Raw genomic sequence first — 18,811 nt, 5'->3', positions numbered from 1 at the left:
TTCATTATTGTTTTCAAGTACATTTGGACTGTGGTTCTTTTATATGAATTCTTGTTGACTAAGAAAGAATCCCAAAAATTAAACAAACATAGAGAAGATAATCATTGATACAAATAGAATTGTCATATAGTTCAATGAATAAACGAACATTTTAGTCGCCCATTTAATATCGTCTTCTACTTTAAATCCTTTAACAGCTAAAACTAGCCATCCAATGTTTAACGCTGTTGCAAGTACAACAAAAGCTGTTCCTAGTTCCATCAAAAATAGTGGAAGTGGGAATAGTAAAATCACCCACAGTAGCATAGAAACCTTTGTACGCTTGAAACCTTTGACTACAGGTAGCATTGGAATATTAGCTGCACGGTATTCTTCCACACGTTTCATAGCCAAAGCGTAGAAATGAGGTGGTTGCCAAGCAAACATAATGAAGAACAAGCCTAATGCTCCTAAACTTAAACCTGGCTCTACAGCCGCCCAGCCGATTACCGGTGGGATTGCACCAGAGATACTACCCACAATAGTATTACTGACATGCTTTCTTTTCGACCACATAGAGTACAAAACGACATAACTGATTATACCAGCTAATCCCCATATACCTGCGGAAGTAGATGCCATAAATAAGAAAGCCTCACCTACAACTAAAAACGTGAAAGAAGTAATGAGCACGGCTGTCGGGTTAAATCTACCTGTGACAGTTGGTCTACCCTTCTTACTCTGCATCACTGGGTCGATATCACGATCGATAAAATTGTTCATCGCAGCGGAACCTGCAATTATTAACGCGGAACCAAAAAGCGTGAAAAACAATAAATCTAGCTCGTGAAGAAAGTTTGTATTCGTAAACTGGAAAGCTAACCATAAACCTGTAAAAGTAGTAACTAAATTAGAATTGACAATTCCAATTTTAATCAATGAAAGGAAGTCTTTCAAAAAAGAAGAAGTTACCGGATCTCTGTCGGTTTTGGTCGTAGCGGTTATAGTATGACCATTTGACATGCTGCACCCTCCTTTCAAAGTTGTAAGCATATTCCGCTACCTTATACTATAGCGAAAACTATAACATATTTCTACACAGAAAAGAATTTTCGCATAATAGTACCTAGTAATTTATGTTTCTAAACTGAACATATCAATAGTAAATCATTTGCCCCCCTCATGTGTGAATACTAATTAACGATTTTATGAACAATTTGTGAATAGAGTTTGTCTTATTTAAGTGTTTCGTTGTTTTACATTGTATTTTTGCTCAGGTTTCGATATTATCTAGTAGCAGATACCGCTTTTATTAAGCGAGCAATATATACATAAAGTAGGTGACGTATTGCATATAAACAAATATTTAAAATGGCTAGCTGTAGCTTCAACAATTGGTATGCTCCTAATTCTTTTAGGTGGAGCACTTGTTACAAAGACTGACAGCGGCATGGGTTGTGGTAGACATTGGCCTGGCTGTAATGGACAGCTTATACCAGATGTAATTACCGCTGAAGTTTTAATTGAGTTTTCACATCGCCTAGTTACAGGGGCAGTTGGAATATTAATTGTAGCATTATCCGTATGGGCTTGGCGCGCATTGGGTCATGTTCGTGAGACTAAGTTCTTATCCTTTATGGCTTTCTTTTTCCTTGTGTTGCAAGCATTAATCGGAGCCGCTCAAGTTAAATGGGGACAGGGCGACTTTATCCTCGCACTTCATTTTGGAATTTCCCTAATTTCCTTTGCAGCAGTATTACTTTTGACACTTCTAATTTTCGAGGTAGACAGAAAATTTGATACTGATAAGATTAAAATCGGTAGGACACTGAGATTTCATACCATTGGCGTGGCCTTATATTCCTACATTGTTATATACACGGGGGCATTAGTTCGTCACACCGAGTCAAGTTTAATCTGTAATGACTGGCCACTATGTAACAATGATGGCTTTGCCTTACCAACCAATATGTATGAATGGGTTCAAATGGGGCACAGAGCAGCTGCCGGCCTAATCTTTATCTGGATTTTAATCATTGCTATTCATGTCATCAAGAACTATAAGGATCAACGTGCGATTTACTGGGGCTGGATTATTTCCCTCATACTTGTATCCTGCCAGGTAGTTACAGGTATGGTTGTAGTATTAACTAAATTAAACCTTTATATCGCCTTACTTCATTCTTTATTTATTTCTCTTTTATTTGGTTTGTTATGTTATCTCATATTATTGTTATCGAGAAGTAAAACAAGCAACTAAATACAGAAGTAAAATAGACTTAGCAGTAAGATTCTTCTTTTCTTTTAAAAAAAACGTAAGCAGACTAGTATCCTTCTAGCATGCTTACGTTTTTTTTTCATTGGTCAACTCAATAAAGACATATATGGACTAAAGAATCCAATAGCTTACCAGCTTGCTTAATATCCTATAGAAGATTCGCTCGCATCTGGTAATCAACTTTATCTCCTTTTTAAAAGAAAAGACTGTAGGCAAACTCCATAATTCACGATGTTTGCCTACAGTCTTAGATATCATAAATTTTAACTCTGATACCTTTGAGCTATTTTACTTATTATTTTTCCATTTCAATTAATAAATCACCGGTTGCAATTGCTTCTCCTGCTCCTACATGGATAGCTTTTACAATACCATCAAATGGTGCTTGGACGGTCGTCTCCATTTTCATTGCTTCTGTAATAATTAGATGCTGACCACGTCTTACTTCATCACCCGTGGCAACCTCTACTTTTAATACAGTTCCTGGCATAGTAGCGCCAATGTGGCTTTCATTAGACGGTTCAGCTTTAAGCTTAGAGAAACTACTTACTTCCATGTTCATATCCTGGATAGTTATTTCCCGTGGCTGGCCGTTGAGCTCGAAATAGATAATTCTATTTCCTTCTTTGTCTGGTTTACTAATCGAAACTAGTTTAATGATCAAGGTTTTACCAACCTCTATTTCTACCTCAATCTCCTCACCCAGTCTCATTCCATACAAGAAAGTAGGTGTATCAAGAACCGAAACGTCACCGAAGTTTTTCTCAGTTGCACAGTACTCATCAAACACTTTTGGATATAAAGTATAGGCTAATATTTCCTGACTATTTACCGGACGCTCTAATTTGTTGAATAGAAGCTCTTTAACCGCATTAAAGTCTACTGGCTCTAATAGTTCACCTGGTCTCACTGTAATAGGTTCACGATCTTTTAAAACCACTTTTTGAAGCTCTTCCGGGAAACCACCATGAGGTTGTCCGATATATCCTTCAAAAAATTCGATAACAGAGTCTGGAAAGTCAATTTTCTTCCCTCTCGTAACAACGGATAGCTCATCTAGATTATTTTGAACCATAAATAAAGCCATGTCTCCAACAATTTTAGACGAAGGGGTAACCTTTACGATGTCTCCAAATAAAAGATTCACTCGTGAATACATCGATTTTACTTCTTCCCATCTATCCCCTAGTCCTACAGCCTTCGCTTGTTGCTGAAGATTGCTATACTGACCTCCAGGCATCTCATGGACATATATTTCCGAATGCGGGCTAATCATGCCACTTTCAAAGTCTTGATAATATTTACGAACATCTTCCCAGTAACTAGAAAGTTTTTCAAATGCTTCGACATTACCAATAACATTGCGACCAGATCCCTGCATAGCATAGCTTAAGCTACTAGCACTAGGTTGTGATGTTAATCCAGCCATAGTTCCCAATGCTGTATCAACAATATCTACTCCAGCATCAATTGCTTTGGCATAAGTATAAATACCATTTCCACTTGTATCATGTGTATGTAGATGGATTGGAATATCTACGCTTTCTTTTAGTTCTGACACTAAACGATAGGCTGCTTCCGGTTTTAATAATCCCGCCATATCCTTTATCGCTAAAATATGAGCCCCTAAAGCCTCTAATTCTTTAGCCATGTCTTTATAGTATTGAACGGTATACTTGTCTCTAGAGTCATTTAAAATGTCTCCAGTGTAACAAATAGCTGCCTCTGCAATCTTACCGGATTGACGCGTAGCATCAATCGCTACTTCCATTCCTTTTATCCAGTTAAGGCTATCAAATATTCGGAATACGTCTACTCCTGCTTCAGCAGATTTTGCTATAAATTCACGGATCACATTATCAGGATAGTTTTTATAGCCTACTGCATTTGCTCCTCGGAATAGCATTTGAAATAAAGTGTTTGGTATCATTTCACGCATTTTGATCAAGCGGTCCCAAGGATTTTCCTTAAGGAAGCGATAAGCTACATCAAACGTTGCTCCTCCCCACATTTCATAGGAGAAAAGATTATGCATACCGTGTGCGGATTCTTTGGCAATATTAAACATATCGAAAGAGCGTACTCGAGTTGCAAGTAAAGACTGATGGGCATCTCGGAATGTCGTATCTGTCAATAGAACATCCTTCTGCTCCTTTACCCACTGAATCAGACCATCAACGCCTCGCTGCTCTAAAATATCTTTTGTCCCCGCTGGTGGATTAGAAGATAAATCGAAACTTGGCTTTCTAACAGAGCTGAACTCTGGTTTAATCTTTTTCTCTATACCTGGAAACCCATTAATCGTTACATTACCAATGTAATTTAATAGTTTAGTCCCTCTATCCTTTCTTTTTGGGAACAGGAACAATTCAGGTGTAGAATCTATGAAACTTGTATTAAATTTGCCTGACAGGAACGAAGGGTGTTTAACTACATTTTCTAGGAATGGTATATTTGTTTTAATACCACGAATCCTGAATTCTTGTAAATTCCGATCCATTTTAGCTGCTGCTTCTTTAAATGACATTCCCCACGTGGAAACTTTGACTAGCAAAGAATCATAATAAGGAGAAATAATCGCACCTTGGAAGCCATTACCTGCATCTAGACGGACCCCAAATCCTCCTCCTGAACGATAAACGGCTAATTTACCTGTATCTGGCATGAAGTTATTCAAAGGATCCTCAGTAGTTACACGTGATTGAATTGCAAAGCCAAATAACGGAATGTCAGCTTGGTCAGGTATACCCATCTCAGGAGCATTTAAAGGAATCCCATCTGCTATTTTTATTTGAGCATGAACAATATCTATTCCCGTAATCATTTCTGTAATCGTATGCTCTACCTGGATTCGTGGATTTACTTCGATAAAATAATATTCATCATCCGTCACTAAAAATTCTACAGTCCCTGCATTTATATAACCTACATTATTCATCAATTTTACAGCTGCCTGACATATTTCATCTCTTAACTTAGGACTTAATGAATTGGAAGGAGCAATCTCTACAACCTTTTGATGCCTACGTTGAATAGAACAATCTCGCTCGTATAGATGGATTAGGTTTCCTTCTTTATCTCCTAAAATTTGCACCTCAATATGCTTTGGCTCATATACACACTTTTCTACGTAAACCTCATCAGAGCCAAAAGCCGCTTTTGCTTCGGATTTCGCTCTATCGTAAGCGCTATCAAGATCTTCCTCAGTTTGTACTACTCGCATTCCACGACCACCACCACCAAGAGAAGCTTTAATCATTAGAGGGTAGCCATGCTTTTTACCAAAATCACGAATGGATTCCAAGTCTTCTAGTGGTCCATCACTTCCCGGTATAACAGGAATTCCAGCTTTTACAGCTTGTTCACGTGCCTTTACCTTATCTCCAAACATATCTAAATGCTTAGATGTTGGACCAATAAAAATAATGCCTTCTTCTTCACATCTTTTAGCGAACTCTACGTTTTCTGATAGAAAACCGTAGCCTGGATGTATAGCATCGGCCTTACTTTCTTTTGCAATGCGAATAATATCTTCAATGTCTAGATAAGCATCGATCGGTTTTTTATCTTTACCCACCAAGTAAGACTCATCTGATTTAAAGCGGTGGAAGGAACCGCTATCTTCTTTTGAATAAATAGCTACGGTACGCAAATTTAACTCGGTACAAGCACGAAATATACGAATAGCAATCTCGCCTCTATTTGCTACTACTATTTTTTTAATATTATTCATCCCATTGCACACTCCTTATGATTTAGTCTTTTCAAGTTTAACAAACATTGACACATTCATCAGTATACCAATGGCAGCAGATAAGATAATGATGGAGGTCCCCCCGTAACTTATAAAAGGAAGTGGTACACCAGTAAGCGGGATTATTCCAAGCATACCGCCAAGGTTGACAAATGTTTGAAACCCTATGATGCTTGCGATTCCAGCGGCTATCATTCTAGCCTGAGGATCTCTAGTTTTTATACTAATCATTATCGCCTTAAACACTAGGAAGAACAAACCGCATAACACAATCAGAACACCTACCAAGCCTAACTCCTCAGCAATAATGGCCATGATAAAATCTGTATGTGGCTCTGGTAAATATCCATACTTTTGGTTAGAATTTCCCAAGCCCAGCCCCGTCAGCCCGCCTGATCCAATAGCAATATATCCATTTACTATTTGGTAGCCAAAGCCCTGTTCATAATCAAAAGGATTGAAAAATGCTTCAAGTCTACCTAACCTACGTTCTGTCAGAAGCGAATCTTTTAAGAAATATATAAAAGTTAAGGCAATAACTATTAGTATACCAATTAATCCCATTAGTTTGGAGTATGACTTAAATTTGATACCGCTTGCAGCAATAACAGATATGGCTACAAAACTTATAATCATTGTATTTCCAACATCAGTTTCAAGCATAATGAGAACAAATACGAAAAATAAAACTAACAAAGGAGGTCCTACAGACTCATTCAACTTATCCAAGGTTCCATTTTGATATTTTTTCGTAAAGATACTAGCAAAGTATAAGACTATTACAATTTTAGCAATTTCTGATGGCTGTACATTACCAAAACCTAAACTCAGCCAACTTTGGGATCCACTTTCTCCCCCTACTCCAATAAAATGAACGAGAATGAGTAGGATAAACATTACTCCAAGCATCAACTGCATCATAAATCGACTCTTATAATGCTTGTATGGAAACAACGCGGCTAAAAAAAACACAGGCAAAGATAATAACAAATTAAGCTTTTGTTTGTTGAAGAAATAATCTGGGGTCCATCCATATCTTTCAACGGACCAAACCATGCTCGCACTATATATCATTACTAGACCGAATAAACAAAGAGCAATGTAAACAAAGAAAACAGGATAGTCAAAGTTTTTAATAAAACGTTTTATATAAGTATTCATATGAAAGACCTCAATTTCTTTATAGAAAAAAACTCAAACAGTCTGCTTGTTTGAGTTTTAACATTATTTTTCTGTGTGGATCTCGTGTAAAACAGACAACTCTTTTTCAAGTGAAGCAATAATCTCTTTACCTTCACTTTTTTCTAAAAGTCCAAGTTTTACCGCGAAATCTATTTCACGAGATAATCCAAACATTTGCGTGTCTAAAACCTCTTCATAAAGAGGGCATTGAGGCATTGTTAAGTTATCCATTTGCACTTTTATCAATTGGGCAATTTTTTCAGCATCTTTTTTTAAGAGCACTAAAGCTTTATCTTGATAAGAAAGTTCTATATTAGTATCCATGAGGACGCCCCCATTATTATTATTTCTTGTTCTTTACCTCCCTAAAGTGTATCTTTTGATTGGAAAAATTGCAAGTGTTCTCTCGCTTAGGTTTAATCGAAAAGGAAATATTCTTTTTAAATTTCACCTTTTATCTGTATACTAATATAGATTAGACAGTTAAGAGGAGGCAATTTGCATGGAATTTATAATACCTATTACAGGAGCAGTTAAATTTAATATAACGTTGGATCCCACTGTGTGGATTTTTGACGATCGTAGAATTGACCTAGATGAGTTTTTTGAAGGAAAATACGAGTATAAAGATTTAGACGAGGAATACACAAAGGTCACTTCAGCTCATTGGTCTCGTGAGATTATAGAGGGATCTACAAATCCCCCTACATTAAAATCAGAAAAGAAGTATGAAAAGACTAAAATGCTTTCTAACACTTATGGCATTGAGTTAAAACCATTTATTCAAAATGCTGAACCATTAAAAGAGGCAAAGCACCTAATAATTGAAACAAGCGAAGGAAATCATACTATCTCCTTAGATGAAATGGATGATATTCTAGTTAAATTTAGTCACAAGGGCAAGCCACTTCGTGAAGATGGTCCCGTCCATATTATAAAAAAAGATGGAACTAACCTGAATGATCCGATTAGATACGTAACTGCATTTCGATTAGAGTAGGAGTGTTGTATATGAAAGTGCAATGTGTGATATGCGATCGAATTGATGAAATTTCTTCTGATTTACCACTAGCAAAAAAGCTAAGAAATCGACCTATTCACACTTATATGTGCGAAGAATGTCATGATCGAATCGAGTATAAAACGAAGGAACGCCTAGCTACTGGTAAGTATATCTCCTACAAAAGTTCTCGATTAATTGAAAATGAGTTTTAATTAGTCAAGACTAGGACCATACTTATCTTCCAAATCAAAAAGACCTAAAATTTTTACTTACAGAAAATTTTTAGGTCTTTTTTTCTGCTTTTACTTATAAGAGAATAAATAAAAACGAAGCTAGTACATAATTAGTTTCATTTTACGCAAAAAGAGAATTGCTTTGCGGAATTCTCTTTTTGCTTTTTATTTTGAAAGTGGCTATGTTAAAGGTAAAGGTTGATTTTAAATACACATAAAAATGAGCTAGGATATTTCCTCCTGGCTCATTTTACTTTGATATTGAGTTTTTACTAAAGCACCGGTTAGCTTAATAAATATTTCCTCATTTCACTTACAAACCACTTTATCATTTTATTATCTTTAAATTATCTAGGGGTAAAAATACTATTTTTGCGGTACCTAATATTTTTTCCTCTGAAACAAATCCAACACGAGGGTCCCTGCTATCTGTGCTATCACGGCGATTATCTCCTAGTACAAAAAAAGTACCATCTGGTACAGTTGTTTCACCTAAGTTTTCCTCTAATGTAAAGTCTCCAGTAAGTGTATCATTGTCTAACAAAGCTTTTTTATATTCCTCTAAGTAGGGTTCTTCGTACCTCTCACCGTTAATAAAAAGTTCATCGTTTTCATAAGCGATGCGGTCACCAGGAATACCAATGATACGTTTGATGTAGTTAGTATCTTCTTTGGCTTCAAATACAATCACATCAAATCTTTGATAATCAATCAATTCTGGTCCGATTTTGTTCACTACTACTTTGTCACCATTTTCAAACGTGGGCATCATAGAGGCACCGTCAACCACAATAGGTTCAAATAGGAAAAATCGAATACCAAATGCAAATAAAAGTGCAATTCCTATTGTCTTTATCCATTCAAATAATTCATTTTTTTCTTTTGTTTTTCTCAACGTCATAACCCCTTTCTCTTTATAAACACTTACATTTAATAATACCTACTACTTAAACTAAACTACCTCGTTAGTTTAAGTATAACATTTCACAAACTAAATCGCTTCACGAAAAAACAACCCTAGCCTTTAACAGAGCCTTGAAAATATATAATGAGATGCCATCCTCGTACTGCATATTTTCTAAAATTTGTGACCATGGATGCGAGCCCAAGAGCTTCGTCTAACTTCGTCTTTCCTAGAACGCCTAACTGGGGTAGCCGTTGTTCTCCGTTACTGTGAACGCTTTCCTGGGGCCTATAGTCTCTTTCTAGGAGTCGCCACCTTCACTCCGAACAACTAATATTACTTCTATAAGCAGATAATCTCTACATGGTTTCGGAAGAAGATATAAAAAGAAAGCAGACCAATTTTTACTCATCGTAAAATTTGATCTGCTTTTAATTTTGAGGTGGGTTTTGTCCCAGCCTCGGTTTTTTAGATTTAAAGTAGTCTACCTAAGTAGTCGAACCTCTTTTTTCTAGTTTTAATCGAATTTTATATATGATTAATATCAATGCAGCAACTAACAATGCTTCCACTACTGGAAGGAAAAATGCTAAGAAGGTCAACATTAAGCAACCTAACAAAAGGAAAATATAGATAACTACATTTTGCTTAAACACTAACTTCTTTGCAAATCCAAGCTTGTACACTAGCACCGACAATAAAAATATGACGATAAATAAAACATAGCCTGATACAGTAAAGTTTGGCATTGTTTCATATATAAACCTAGCGATAGAAGACATTCTACCCATTACTAGATCTTGTTCCTCCAAGGCTTGTCACCCTTTCAGTTCCTATTCCTGATCTGCACTTTTCTTTTTCTTCGTTACGCGTTCACGTTCGCTCTTCTCAAGAATTTTTTTACGTAAGCGAATAGACTCTGGTGTTACTTCCAGGTATTCATCATCGCCAAGGAATTCTAATGCTTCTTCTAAAGTTAAGATACGTGGGCGTTTAATAACATTTGTTTGGTCTTTATTTGCTGAACGAATGTTTGTTTTTTGTTTCATTTTAGTTATATTTACTGTGATATCAGCATCACGAGTATTTTCACCAACAATCATACCTTCATAAATTTCAGTACCTGGCTCTACGAATAGAGTTCCACGGTCTTCAATTTGCATCATACCATAAGTTGTTGCTTTTCCTGTTTCCATAGAAACAAGTACACCTTGGTGACGTCCGCCAACGCGACCTGCCACTACTGGTTGGTAGCTATCAAATGTATGGTTAATGATTCCGAACCCTTTAGTCAAGGACATGAATTCAGTTGAATATCCGATTAATCCACGTGCAGGAACCATGAAAATCAAACGTACTTGGCCATTCCCACTATTAATCATATCTACCATTTCGCCTTTACGTGTACCCATAGACTCAATGATTGAACCTACGCAGTCTTCTGGTACATCAATTTGTACGCGTTCAACCGGCTCACATTTTTTGCCATCAATTTCACGAATAATAACTTCTGGTTTAGATACTTGAATCTCATAACCTTCACGACGCATGTTCTCTATTAATATAGATAAGTGAAGCTCTCCACGACCAGAAACAACCCAAGCATCAGGTGAATCTGTATCTTCAACTCGTAAAGAAACATCTGTTTGTAATTGTGAACGAAGACGCTCTTCAATTTTACGAGATGTAACCCATTTCCCTTCACGACCAGCAAACGGAGAATTGTTTGTTAAGAATGTCATTTGTAGCGTTGGCTCATCGATACGTAATGGAGTTAAAGCGTCAGGATGGTCTGTAGGACAAACTGTTTCCCCTACGTTAATTTCTTCCATACCAGAAACCGCTATTAAATCTCCAGCTTTTGCAGATTCAATCTCTACACGTTTTAAACCTAAGAAACCAAACAATTTAGAAACACGGTAATTTTTAACTTTGCCATCTAATTTCATTAATGAAACTTGTTGACCTACTTCTATTGTACCGCGGAATACGCGACCAATACCGATACGGCCTACATAGTCATTATAGTCAAGTAATGCAACCTGGAACTGTAATGGCTCATCTGAATTATCAATTGGCGCTGGAATAGATTCAATGATTTTCTCAAATAAACACTTCATATCTTCTTCTTGGTTAGCTGGGTCAGCGTCTAAAGAAGCAGTCCCATTAACACCTGAAGCATATACTACTGGGAAGTCTAATTGATCGTCATCTGCACCTAACTCTATGAAAAGTTCTAATACTTCATCTACTACTTCTAGTGGACGAGCAGAATCTTTATCTACTTTGTTAACTACAACTATTGGTATTAATTTTTGTTCTAATGCTTTCTTCAATACAAAACGTGTTTGAGGCATACAACCTTCATATGCATCTACAACTAGTAAAACACCATCTACCATTTTTAAGATACGCTCTACTTCTCCACCAAAATCAGCATGGCCAGGTGTATCCAAAATATTGATGCGTGTGTCTTCATAATTTACAGCTGTGTTTTTTGCTAATATAGTAATTCCACGCTCGCGCTCTATATCGTTTGAGTCCATTGCTCTTTCGTCAACGTGTTCATTTGAACGGAACGTTCCTGATTGTTTTAATAATTGATCGACTAAAGTCGTTTTTCCATGGTCAACGTGTGCTATAATAGCTATGTTTCTTAAATCTTGACGTAATTTTGTCATATTTCCACTCCATATTCTTTTTTCATGTCCATAACTGTGCTATTATAACACAAGTAGAACTAAAGTTATAATATTTTTAATTATTTTCTTGGGGGTAATTGTTTTGAGTAACATTAAATGGGTTTTTGTATTGTTTTCTCTAGGCGCAATGTTGTCTATGGGTTTAATAGGAGTTGCTATTGCATTACGTAATATTCCGTTAGCATTATTGTTTTTAGCAATGTTATTTGTAGTAATGGGATTTGGCTTTAAAACGAAAAAGAAAATGCGTGAACAAGGGTTATTAGAATAGGAAAATCTAAATAAGCCTTAGTTTTTTATAATTATAGCTGGGTAGTTTATCAATTCTTTCTACTTCATTAGAGGCTGGTCCTGACTAACGTCACTGACCAGTCTCTTTTTAATATTTTTAATTCTTATTAACGATTACTTGTATAATTTTCGACAATATAATTTTATAAGATTCTATTATATTTTTTAAATATATGAAACGAACTCATTTATTTTAAAATAATATATTTTGATAATAGTTGTTCATGAAGATTAGGCTTAGAGACTATAAATGAATTTTGTTTTAACAGATTTATAGGTTCGTTAGATAAGTTAGTAACAACTGCTCCCACTTCGTTTGCTATTACCATGCCTCCAGCGATATCCCATGGTGAAAGTCTCATGGACAAATATGCATCTAATCTTCCAGTGGCTACATAGGCAATCTCAATTGCAGCAGACCCAAAGGATCTAGTTCCTCTAGACGTTTGCACGAGCTCTATCATTCCGTCGTGATGCACCATTCGATTTGGTACAACCCAACTAGCATTCACCCCTATAATAGATTTCTCTACTGTCGTACTCTCAAGCCGAGGGATCCTCACGTCGTTTAGGTATGCCCCTTGTCCCGAAGCAGCACTTAGTAAATCATCATCCATAACATTATAAATATAACCAAGAATTCCTTCGCCGTCCTTGTAAATACCTAACGATATAGCAAAGTTTTTCTTGAAGTGAATAAAGTTAGTAGTCCCATCAATTGGATCTAGCATCCAAACGTAGCCATCCAAATTTTCTATCTTATCTCCAAACCCTTCCTCTCCAAATATACGATGGTTTAGAAAATCTTTTTTAATATGTCTAATAAAAAACTTTTCTGTTTCCTTATCAATATTAGTAACTAAGTCATTCGCTTCCGACTTAGATTCAATAATTAACTCCTCTGAGAATGAGCTTCTTATTTGAATCGCAGCTTGTTTAATTAATGATTTTGCATACTTATCAAGCATATGTAAGTCCATGTTACCACCCCTTCTATGTTCCTGTTAACTGACCGTCATACATGCTTTGCATATACTTAGTCTTAGTATAAAGAAAAAAACACCGGCTGTCTTTCAAGATTAGCTGGTGTTTTTCATGGTGCTATTAGTGACGACAACTTAAGTAAACGCATTTAGTTCATCCAGTGACTGATGAAGCTCTGTTAATCGCATCTTCGCTTCGCTAATTACTTCTTGGTCTCCATCCTGCATTGCATCGTATAAAGTAGCTAATTGATAATCCATTTCCAATTTCAATGTTTGAATTTTTTCCTTTTCCATATCATATTTACGAATTATATGCACAACCTGTTTCATAGTTAACACCTCTCCATAATCATTTTATCTTAATATTCAGAACTTTATACTTACATTATGCTACAAATCGATTTGTGTTAATAAATACTGCTTACAAGATTTTTACCCAAAAATCCGCTAAAATAAACATAGAAATTGAAAGGAGTTAATATATGAGTAAAACTTTTTGGCAAGAAAAAGATTTTGAAGTGTTTCAAATTGAAGGATTAGAAAATAGAATGACTGCTCTTATAGAGAATGTTCGACCTAAGTTTGAAGAACTTGGTAAACAATATAGCCTTTATTTTTCTGGTGTTCTTGGAGATGAGTTTTTTAGCCATGTAGCTAAGCACGCTCGTCGATCAGTTAACCCTCCAAAGGATAGTTGGGTAGCTTTTGCTCCTTACAAACGTGGTTACAAGGCTTTGCCTCATTTTCAAATTGGCTTATGGGGTACGCATTTATTTATCATAGTAGCAGTTATTTATGAAGCACCCGATAAAGTTGCAATTGCAGAGCGTTTACTGCAACAAATGAGTCTATTTAAAAAGCTACCAGATGATTTTATCGTTTCTGGGGACCATATGAAGCCAGAAGCCTCTTCCTTGAGGGAAGTTAATCAAGAGGGAGTAGAAGAGCTTCTAACGCGTCTGAGAGACGTTAAAAAGGGTGAATTTTTAGTTGGGCGTCATATACCTAAAGAAGAAGCTGTTAAATTAACAGAAAAAGAATTATTCGACTTAGTAGAAAATACGTTTGAACAGCTTCTACCCATTTACAAAACTATGACCAATATAAAATAAGACAAGCTTTCCCTCCTTTTTAAGGAGGGATTACTTTATCCCTTTATAATTGCTTCGTTCGTTTGTTCTTTCATTTTTTTTATGATTGGGAAACTTGCATATCCACTTTCTTTTTCAAAATCCCGAAAGTATGTCTTTTCTTCCGCTATAGACGGAACTATTTCTTTAAAGCGACGATATTTATCCATCAGTTCTTCTCGCTTTATGCCTTTTTCATAAGCATTTTCAATTGCTTCAAAAAACTTTACTACGTCTACTATTTCTTTTGTAGACCAATCTAACGAAAAAGGGTATGTGTATTCCATTTTCAACTCTCCTATAATTTCCATTTTTTTCGTATATCTAGTGCCTCAGCTGCCATTCTGTCGATGAGCTCTTTCGTTGTAGGAATGTCATGAATCATACCTATTACTTGCCCTGCCCAAGCAAAGCCTTGGTCTTCGAAACCGTTATAAATAAATTGCTTGTTGGCTTCTCCACTAATATGATGCTTCAAATGCTCATATGTAGGGTTTTCCTTTTCCATAGCCAAAATAGTTTCGGTCCAACTATTACGTATAGCCCTTGCTGGCGACCCTAGCTCTTTTTTAATAACAACTGTATCTGTTTCCTCTTTTGATAATATGGCATTTTTATATGCTTCCGATGCATGGATACATTCCTTTGTTGCGATAAAACGAGTCCCCATTTCTATCCCTTCTGCTCCAAGAGCATGAGCAGCCATCCAGCCTCGCCCATCTCCAATGCCACCAGAAGCAATGACAGGTAATGAAACAGCATCTACAACTTGAGGGATAAGTACCATAGTTCCAATATCATCTCTCCCTAAGTGACCGCCACCCTCTTGCCCTACAACCATCACAGCGTCGGCCCCTAGCTGTTCTGCTTTTAAAGCCTGTCGCTTAGATGCGACTAAAACAAGCTTTTTGATATTCGTCTTATCCAGAGCATCTAAAATTGGCGCAGGATTGCCTCCAGTCATTGAAACTACTGGAACGTTTTCTTCGATAGCGACTTGAAGCATATGTTCATAAGGTCTACCTGTTTGCCCAATAGCAAAGTTTACGCCAAAAGGTTTATTTGTATGTTCTCTCACTTTAGCAATCTCTTGGCGAAGCTCCTCCGGTGTTGAGAGACTCATAGCAGTTATCTGTCCTAAGCCACCCGCTTCTGACACCGCAATGCATAGATCCGAATACGCAAGATATGCTAGTCCACCTTGTACTATAGGATATTTTGTTCCTAATAGATCTGTAACCCTTGTTTGAAATGACAAACGAATCCCCTCCTTTATAGTAGTGTAAAGAAAATTTAATTAGGATTCAATCGATCTCTTTTAGCATGGGAAAGGATAAAATTTTAAATGAGCCGTTTTAAATCCTTAAAGTAGGTTATGTATGTATAAGAAGACTAACAAGACATATCCGGCAGGAAAAACATACAATCTTGTATAAGGTTACCGTTTATAGCTTAAACCCTTGTTAACTGTTCTTCATTATAAAATGCTTTTAAAAACAAACTGCTTTTAGAATGCTTGTAGAACCGAACCTCACGATTTCTTTTCTATTTGTCCAACAAAATTAATGCATCTTAATAATTTTGAATTATTTTTATAGTAATAAATTTCCTTAAATGCTATAATTCTTTTGTTTTTAAAATTGCATCAACGTCTCTATTAATAATTACTAGAATCGTTTACATGCACAAAAATTTAATTAGAGGTGGTATAAGCGTTGTCACAATTAGAAACTCCTATCTTCGATGCTTTATTGAAGCATCGAAATCGTCATCCAATTCAGTTCCACATTCCTGGTCATAAGAAAGGGAAAGGGATGGACCCTGCATTTCGAGAGTTTGTTGGAGATAATGTACTTTCAATTGATTTAATCAATATAGCTCCATTAGATGACCTACATTCTCCAAAAGGAGCCATCAAAAAAGCTCAACATCTAGCTGCAGAAGCTTTTGGAGCAGATGAAACCTTTTTCTCTGTTCAAGGTACGAGTGGAGCTATTATGACAATGATCCTTACTATTTGTGGACCTGGGGATAAGATCCTTGTTCCACGAAATGTTCATAAATCTATTATGTCTGCCATTGTATTTGCAGGTGCTATACCCGTATTTATACATCCCGAGGTAGATAAAGAACTTGGCGTTTCCCATGGTATTTCTGTGGAATCCGTAGAAAAAGCAATAGAAGCACATCCAGATGCAAAAGGTTTACTTGTTATCAACCCAACTTATTTTGGTCTAGCAGCCGATTTAAAGAGAATTGTAGATATTTCTCATGCGCACGGTATCCCTGTAGTAGTGGATGAAGCCCATGGTGTACATATCCACTTTCATAATGATCTTCCTATTTCGGCAATGTCTGCCGGTGCTGATATGGCCGCAACTTCTGTACACAAACTTGGAGGATCTATGACTCAAAGCTCCGTCTTGAATGTAAGAGAAGGACTAGTTTCTGCAAAAAGGGTACAATCAATCCTTTCCATGCTTACAACGACTTCTACATCCTATCCTCTATTAGCTTCTCTAGATACCGCTAGAAGACAGCTAGCTATACATGGAGAGGATTTAATAGGCGAAGCAATCGAAATTGCTGAGGAAACTCGTAAACGTATAAATGAAATTGAACATATCCATTGTGTAGGAAGAGAAATATTACAATCCTCCGCTACTTACGATATGGATCCAACTAAGCTACTAATTAGCGTAAAAAATTTAGGAATCACTGGATTTGAAGCTGAAATTTGGCTTAGAGAAAAAGCGAATATTGAAGTAGAGCTTTCTGATTTATATAATATCCTTTGCCTGATTACGCTAGGAGATACAAAAAAAGAAGTAGACATGCTTGTTAATGCATTATCGAGAATGGTAGTGGCATATGAATCTGCAGCAACAATCGTAGAATCAGCTGTAACCTTGCCAGACATCCCTGGTTTAGCTATGTCACCTCGAGATGCATTTTACGCAGAAACTGAATCTATCCCACTATTAGAAGCCAGTGGCCGTATTTCTGCTGAATTCGTAATGGTCTACCCTCCCGGTATTCCTATTTTTATTCCCGGGGAAATAATTACTCAAGGAAATATTGACTATATCTTGATGAACCTAGAGGCAGGCTTACCAGTACAAGGACCAGAAGACGACACATTAGAAATGATTCATGTTATTAAAGAGCATCAGGCTATCATTTAGTATATTAAACTTTCAGCTCCAATCAAAAACAGACTTTTGACGGCTAACGTCGTCAAAGTCTGTTTTTTAATAGAATCAAAACATCAAAAAATTAAAAAGGCAAACACTGGACATATAAAGGCCCCTAAAATAGCACTAAGAGTCATTGCCACTGACCCCATCGTCATCGTCTCTTCCCCATACTCGGATAGCTTAGATAAGCCGATGCCATGCGATGCACTACCTATAGATATCCCCCTGCTGATTGCGGTATCTATGTGAAATAGTTTAAAGAGAAACGGTCCAGCTAATGCTCCTATTAAACCAGCTAAAATTACAAAAACTGCTGTCAAAGTTGGAATACCCCCGATTGATTCGCTAATAGGCATCGCAATTGGAGAAGTAATTGACTTTGGTAGTAAGGATTTTTGAAGAAACTCCTCAAAAGACATAAGTTTAGCTATTATAGCAATACTAATTAGTCCAGAAAGCATTGCTACAGTAACACCTAATATAATCGTCACCTTGTTTTTTATAATTTTTTCTCGCTGTATATATAAAGGGTAAGCCATCCCTACTACCGCTGGTCCAAGCATTGCATCAATCCACTTAGCACCTGACATATATGTATCGTAAGAAACTCCTGAAAAACTTAATACTACTACAAGGATAATTGTAGTAGTTAAAATAGGTAATAGTAAAGGATAGGTGAACCTTCTATAGAGAAAAGTCATCCCTACAAAAATAATGATTGTACCAATTACCATCGCTAGAGCAATCATTTCAATTCCTCCCCTACTATTTTACTTTCAAAGTATTGACATACCTTTCCTGCTACTACAATAGTAAACATTGTGCTAATTATTAAAGCGATAATTATAAAAACTCCTTTTAACGAGGCTAACTGAGGGTAATCCATTATCCCAGCGGTCGCCGGCACAAAGAATAAGGCAAGAAATGCTAGTAAAAAACCAGCCCCATCTTTTATAAGATTGGCTGGAATTATTTTTAGCAGGAGGCACGCTAATAGTATTAATAATCCAGCAATACTTCCAGGAAAAGAAAATGGCAATAATTCTACTATAAAAGATCCTAGAGTAGAGAATAAATATAGAATAATTACTTGAAAAATGATTCGACCTACTTTTTTTATTTTGTTCATTATGTACTTTAAAAGTTTATTCTTTTAAAGTTTCACCTCCATA

19 protein-coding genes are annotated in these 18,811 nt (G+C 36.3%); 6 read left to right on the top strand and 13 right to left on the bottom strand.

Annotated elements, in window-relative coordinates; genetic code table 11:
- Positions 1-78: 78 nt before the first annotated feature.
- On the bottom strand, positions 79-1,002 hold the full coding sequence (gene cyoE, locus Q0371_RS13385) for a heme o synthase (RefSeq protein ID WP_298471909.1): 924 nt from the start codon (positions 1,000-1,002) through the stop codon (positions 79-81).
- 325 nt (positions 1,003-1,327) lie between these two features.
- Between cyoE and Q0371_RS13380 the strand changes: the two genes are divergently transcribed.
- Positions 1,328-2,239, top strand: coding sequence for a heme A synthase (locus Q0371_RS13380; RefSeq protein WP_298471907.1), 912 nt, complete (start codon positions 1,328-1,330; stop codon positions 2,237-2,239).
- Between the two features lie 313 nt (positions 2,240-2,552).
- On the opposite strand, the gene pyc is transcribed toward Q0371_RS13380, so the two are convergent.
- The 3 genes from pyc to Q0371_RS13365 all read right to left on the bottom strand — a co-directional run bounded on the left by pyc (position 2,553) and on the right by Q0371_RS13365 (position 7,517).
- Positions 2,553-5,990, bottom strand: a complete 3,438-nt coding sequence (gene pyc, locus Q0371_RS13375; RefSeq protein WP_298471905.1) for a pyruvate carboxylase — start codon at positions 5,988-5,990, stop codon at positions 2,553-2,555.
- A gap of 15 nt (positions 5,991-6,005) precedes the next feature.
- Entirely contained in the window at positions 6,006-7,172 is a 1,167-nt protein-coding gene (locus tag Q0371_RS13370; RefSeq protein ID WP_298471904.1) for an FtsW/RodA/SpoVE family cell cycle protein, read from the bottom strand.
- 63 nt (positions 7,173-7,235) lie between these two features.
- On the bottom strand, positions 7,236-7,517 hold the full coding sequence (locus Q0371_RS13365; protein ID WP_169358943.1) for a YlaN family protein: 282 nt from the start codon (positions 7,515-7,517) through the stop codon (positions 7,236-7,238).
- A gap of 178 nt (positions 7,518-7,695) precedes the next feature.
- On the opposite strand from Q0371_RS13365, the gene Q0371_RS13360 reads away from it, so the two are divergent.
- The gene (locus Q0371_RS13360; protein WP_169358942.1) at positions 7,696-8,193 is read left to right on the top strand and encodes a peptidyl-prolyl cis-trans isomerase; all 498 of its coding nucleotides are present in this window, start codon (positions 7,696-7,698) and stop codon (positions 8,191-8,193) included.
- Positions 8,194-8,204: 11 nt separating this feature from the next.
- Positions 8,205-8,408 carry a YlaI family protein gene (locus tag Q0371_RS13355; RefSeq protein ID WP_169358941.1) on the top strand — a complete coding sequence of 68 codons (204 nt, stop codon included), beginning with the start codon at positions 8,205-8,207 and terminating at the stop codon, positions 8,406-8,408.
- 349 nt (positions 8,409-8,757) lie between these two features.
- Here the strand turns inward: Q0371_RS13355 and lepB are convergent, their stop codons facing one another.
- From lepB to typA, 3 genes are all read right to left on the bottom strand, one after another.
- Positions 8,758-9,330 (bottom strand): signal peptidase I, encoded by a 573-nt coding sequence (gene lepB, locus Q0371_RS13350; RefSeq protein ID WP_298471901.1) that lies wholly within the window; start codon positions 9,328-9,330, stop codon positions 8,758-8,760.
- A 491-nt stretch (positions 9,331-9,821) separates the two neighbouring features.
- Positions 9,822-10,124 (bottom strand): YlaH-like family protein, encoded by a 303-nt coding sequence (locus tag Q0371_RS13345; protein ID WP_251552969.1) that lies wholly within the window; start codon positions 10,122-10,124, stop codon positions 9,822-9,824.
- Positions 10,125-10,166: 42 nt separating this feature from the next.
- Positions 10,167-12,014 carry a translational GTPase TypA gene (gene typA / locus Q0371_RS13340; protein ID WP_298471899.1) on the bottom strand — a complete coding sequence of 616 codons (1,848 nt, stop codon included), beginning with the start codon at positions 12,012-12,014 and terminating at the stop codon, positions 10,167-10,169.
- 103 nt (positions 12,015-12,117) lie between these two features.
- Here typA and Q0371_RS13335 point away from each other — a divergent pair, with 103 nt between their 5' ends.
- Positions 12,118-12,306 (top strand): YlaF family protein, encoded by a 189-nt coding sequence (locus Q0371_RS13335; protein WP_169358938.1) that lies wholly within the window; start codon positions 12,118-12,120, stop codon positions 12,304-12,306.
- A gap of 208 nt (positions 12,307-12,514) precedes the next feature.
- On the opposite strand, the gene Q0371_RS13330 is transcribed toward Q0371_RS13335, so the two are convergent.
- Together Q0371_RS13330 and Q0371_RS13325 are read right to left on the bottom strand one after the other, a co-directional pair.
- Entirely contained in the window at positions 12,515-13,306 is a 792-nt protein-coding gene (locus Q0371_RS13330) for an inositol monophosphatase family protein (protein ID WP_298471897.1), read from the bottom strand.
- 138 nt (positions 13,307-13,444) lie between these two features.
- Positions 13,445-13,642: a hypothetical protein gene (locus Q0371_RS13325; protein ID WP_169358936.1), complete on the bottom strand. Its 198-nt coding sequence runs from the start codon at positions 13,640-13,642 to the stop codon at positions 13,445-13,447.
- A gap of 152 nt (positions 13,643-13,794) precedes the next feature.
- On the opposite strand from Q0371_RS13325, the gene Q0371_RS13320 reads away from it, so the two are divergent.
- The gene (locus tag Q0371_RS13320) at positions 13,795-14,424 is read left to right on the top strand and encodes a YktB family protein (protein WP_298471895.1); all 630 of its coding nucleotides are present in this window, start codon (positions 13,795-13,797) and stop codon (positions 14,422-14,424) included.
- Between the two features lie 35 nt (positions 14,425-14,459).
- Here the strand turns inward: Q0371_RS13320 and Q0371_RS13315 are convergent, their stop codons facing one another.
- Together Q0371_RS13315 and Q0371_RS13310 are read right to left on the bottom strand one after the other, a co-directional pair.
- Positions 14,460-14,729 carry a UPF0223 family protein gene (locus Q0371_RS13315; protein ID WP_298471894.1) on the bottom strand — a complete coding sequence of 90 codons (270 nt, stop codon included), beginning with the start codon at positions 14,727-14,729 and terminating at the stop codon, positions 14,460-14,462.
- Positions 14,730-14,740: 11 nt separating this feature from the next.
- On the bottom strand, positions 14,741-15,700 hold the full coding sequence (locus Q0371_RS13310; RefSeq protein WP_298471892.1) for a nitronate monooxygenase family protein: 960 nt from the start codon (positions 15,698-15,700) through the stop codon (positions 14,741-14,743).
- A 457-nt stretch (positions 15,701-16,157) separates the two neighbouring features.
- Between Q0371_RS13310 and Q0371_RS13305 the strand changes: the two genes are divergently transcribed.
- Positions 16,158-17,627, top strand: coding sequence for an aminotransferase class I/II-fold pyridoxal phosphate-dependent enzyme (locus Q0371_RS13305; RefSeq protein WP_169358932.1), 1,470 nt, complete (start codon positions 16,158-16,160; stop codon positions 17,625-17,627).
- An 83-nt stretch (positions 17,628-17,710) separates the two neighbouring features.
- On the opposite strand, the gene Q0371_RS13300 is transcribed toward Q0371_RS13305, so the two are convergent.
- Entirely contained in the window at positions 17,711-18,388 is a 678-nt protein-coding gene (locus Q0371_RS13300; RefSeq protein ID WP_298471890.1) for an LrgB family protein, read from the bottom strand.
- Positions 18,385-18,768 carry a CidA/LrgA family protein gene (locus Q0371_RS13295; RefSeq protein ID WP_298471888.1) on the bottom strand — a complete coding sequence of 128 codons (384 nt, stop codon included), beginning with the start codon at positions 18,766-18,768 and terminating at the stop codon, positions 18,385-18,387. Before Q0371_RS13295 ends, Q0371_RS13300 begins: the two co-directional genes overlap by 4 nt.
- Positions 18,769-18,811: the final 43 nt, after the last annotated feature.

It is taken from the genome of uncultured Psychrobacillus sp. (assembly GCF_938022135.1).
GTDB lineage: Bacteria > Bacillota > Bacilli > Bacillales_A > Planococcaceae > Psychrobacillus.
This window is presented reverse-complemented; position numbering and strand designations above follow the sequence as displayed.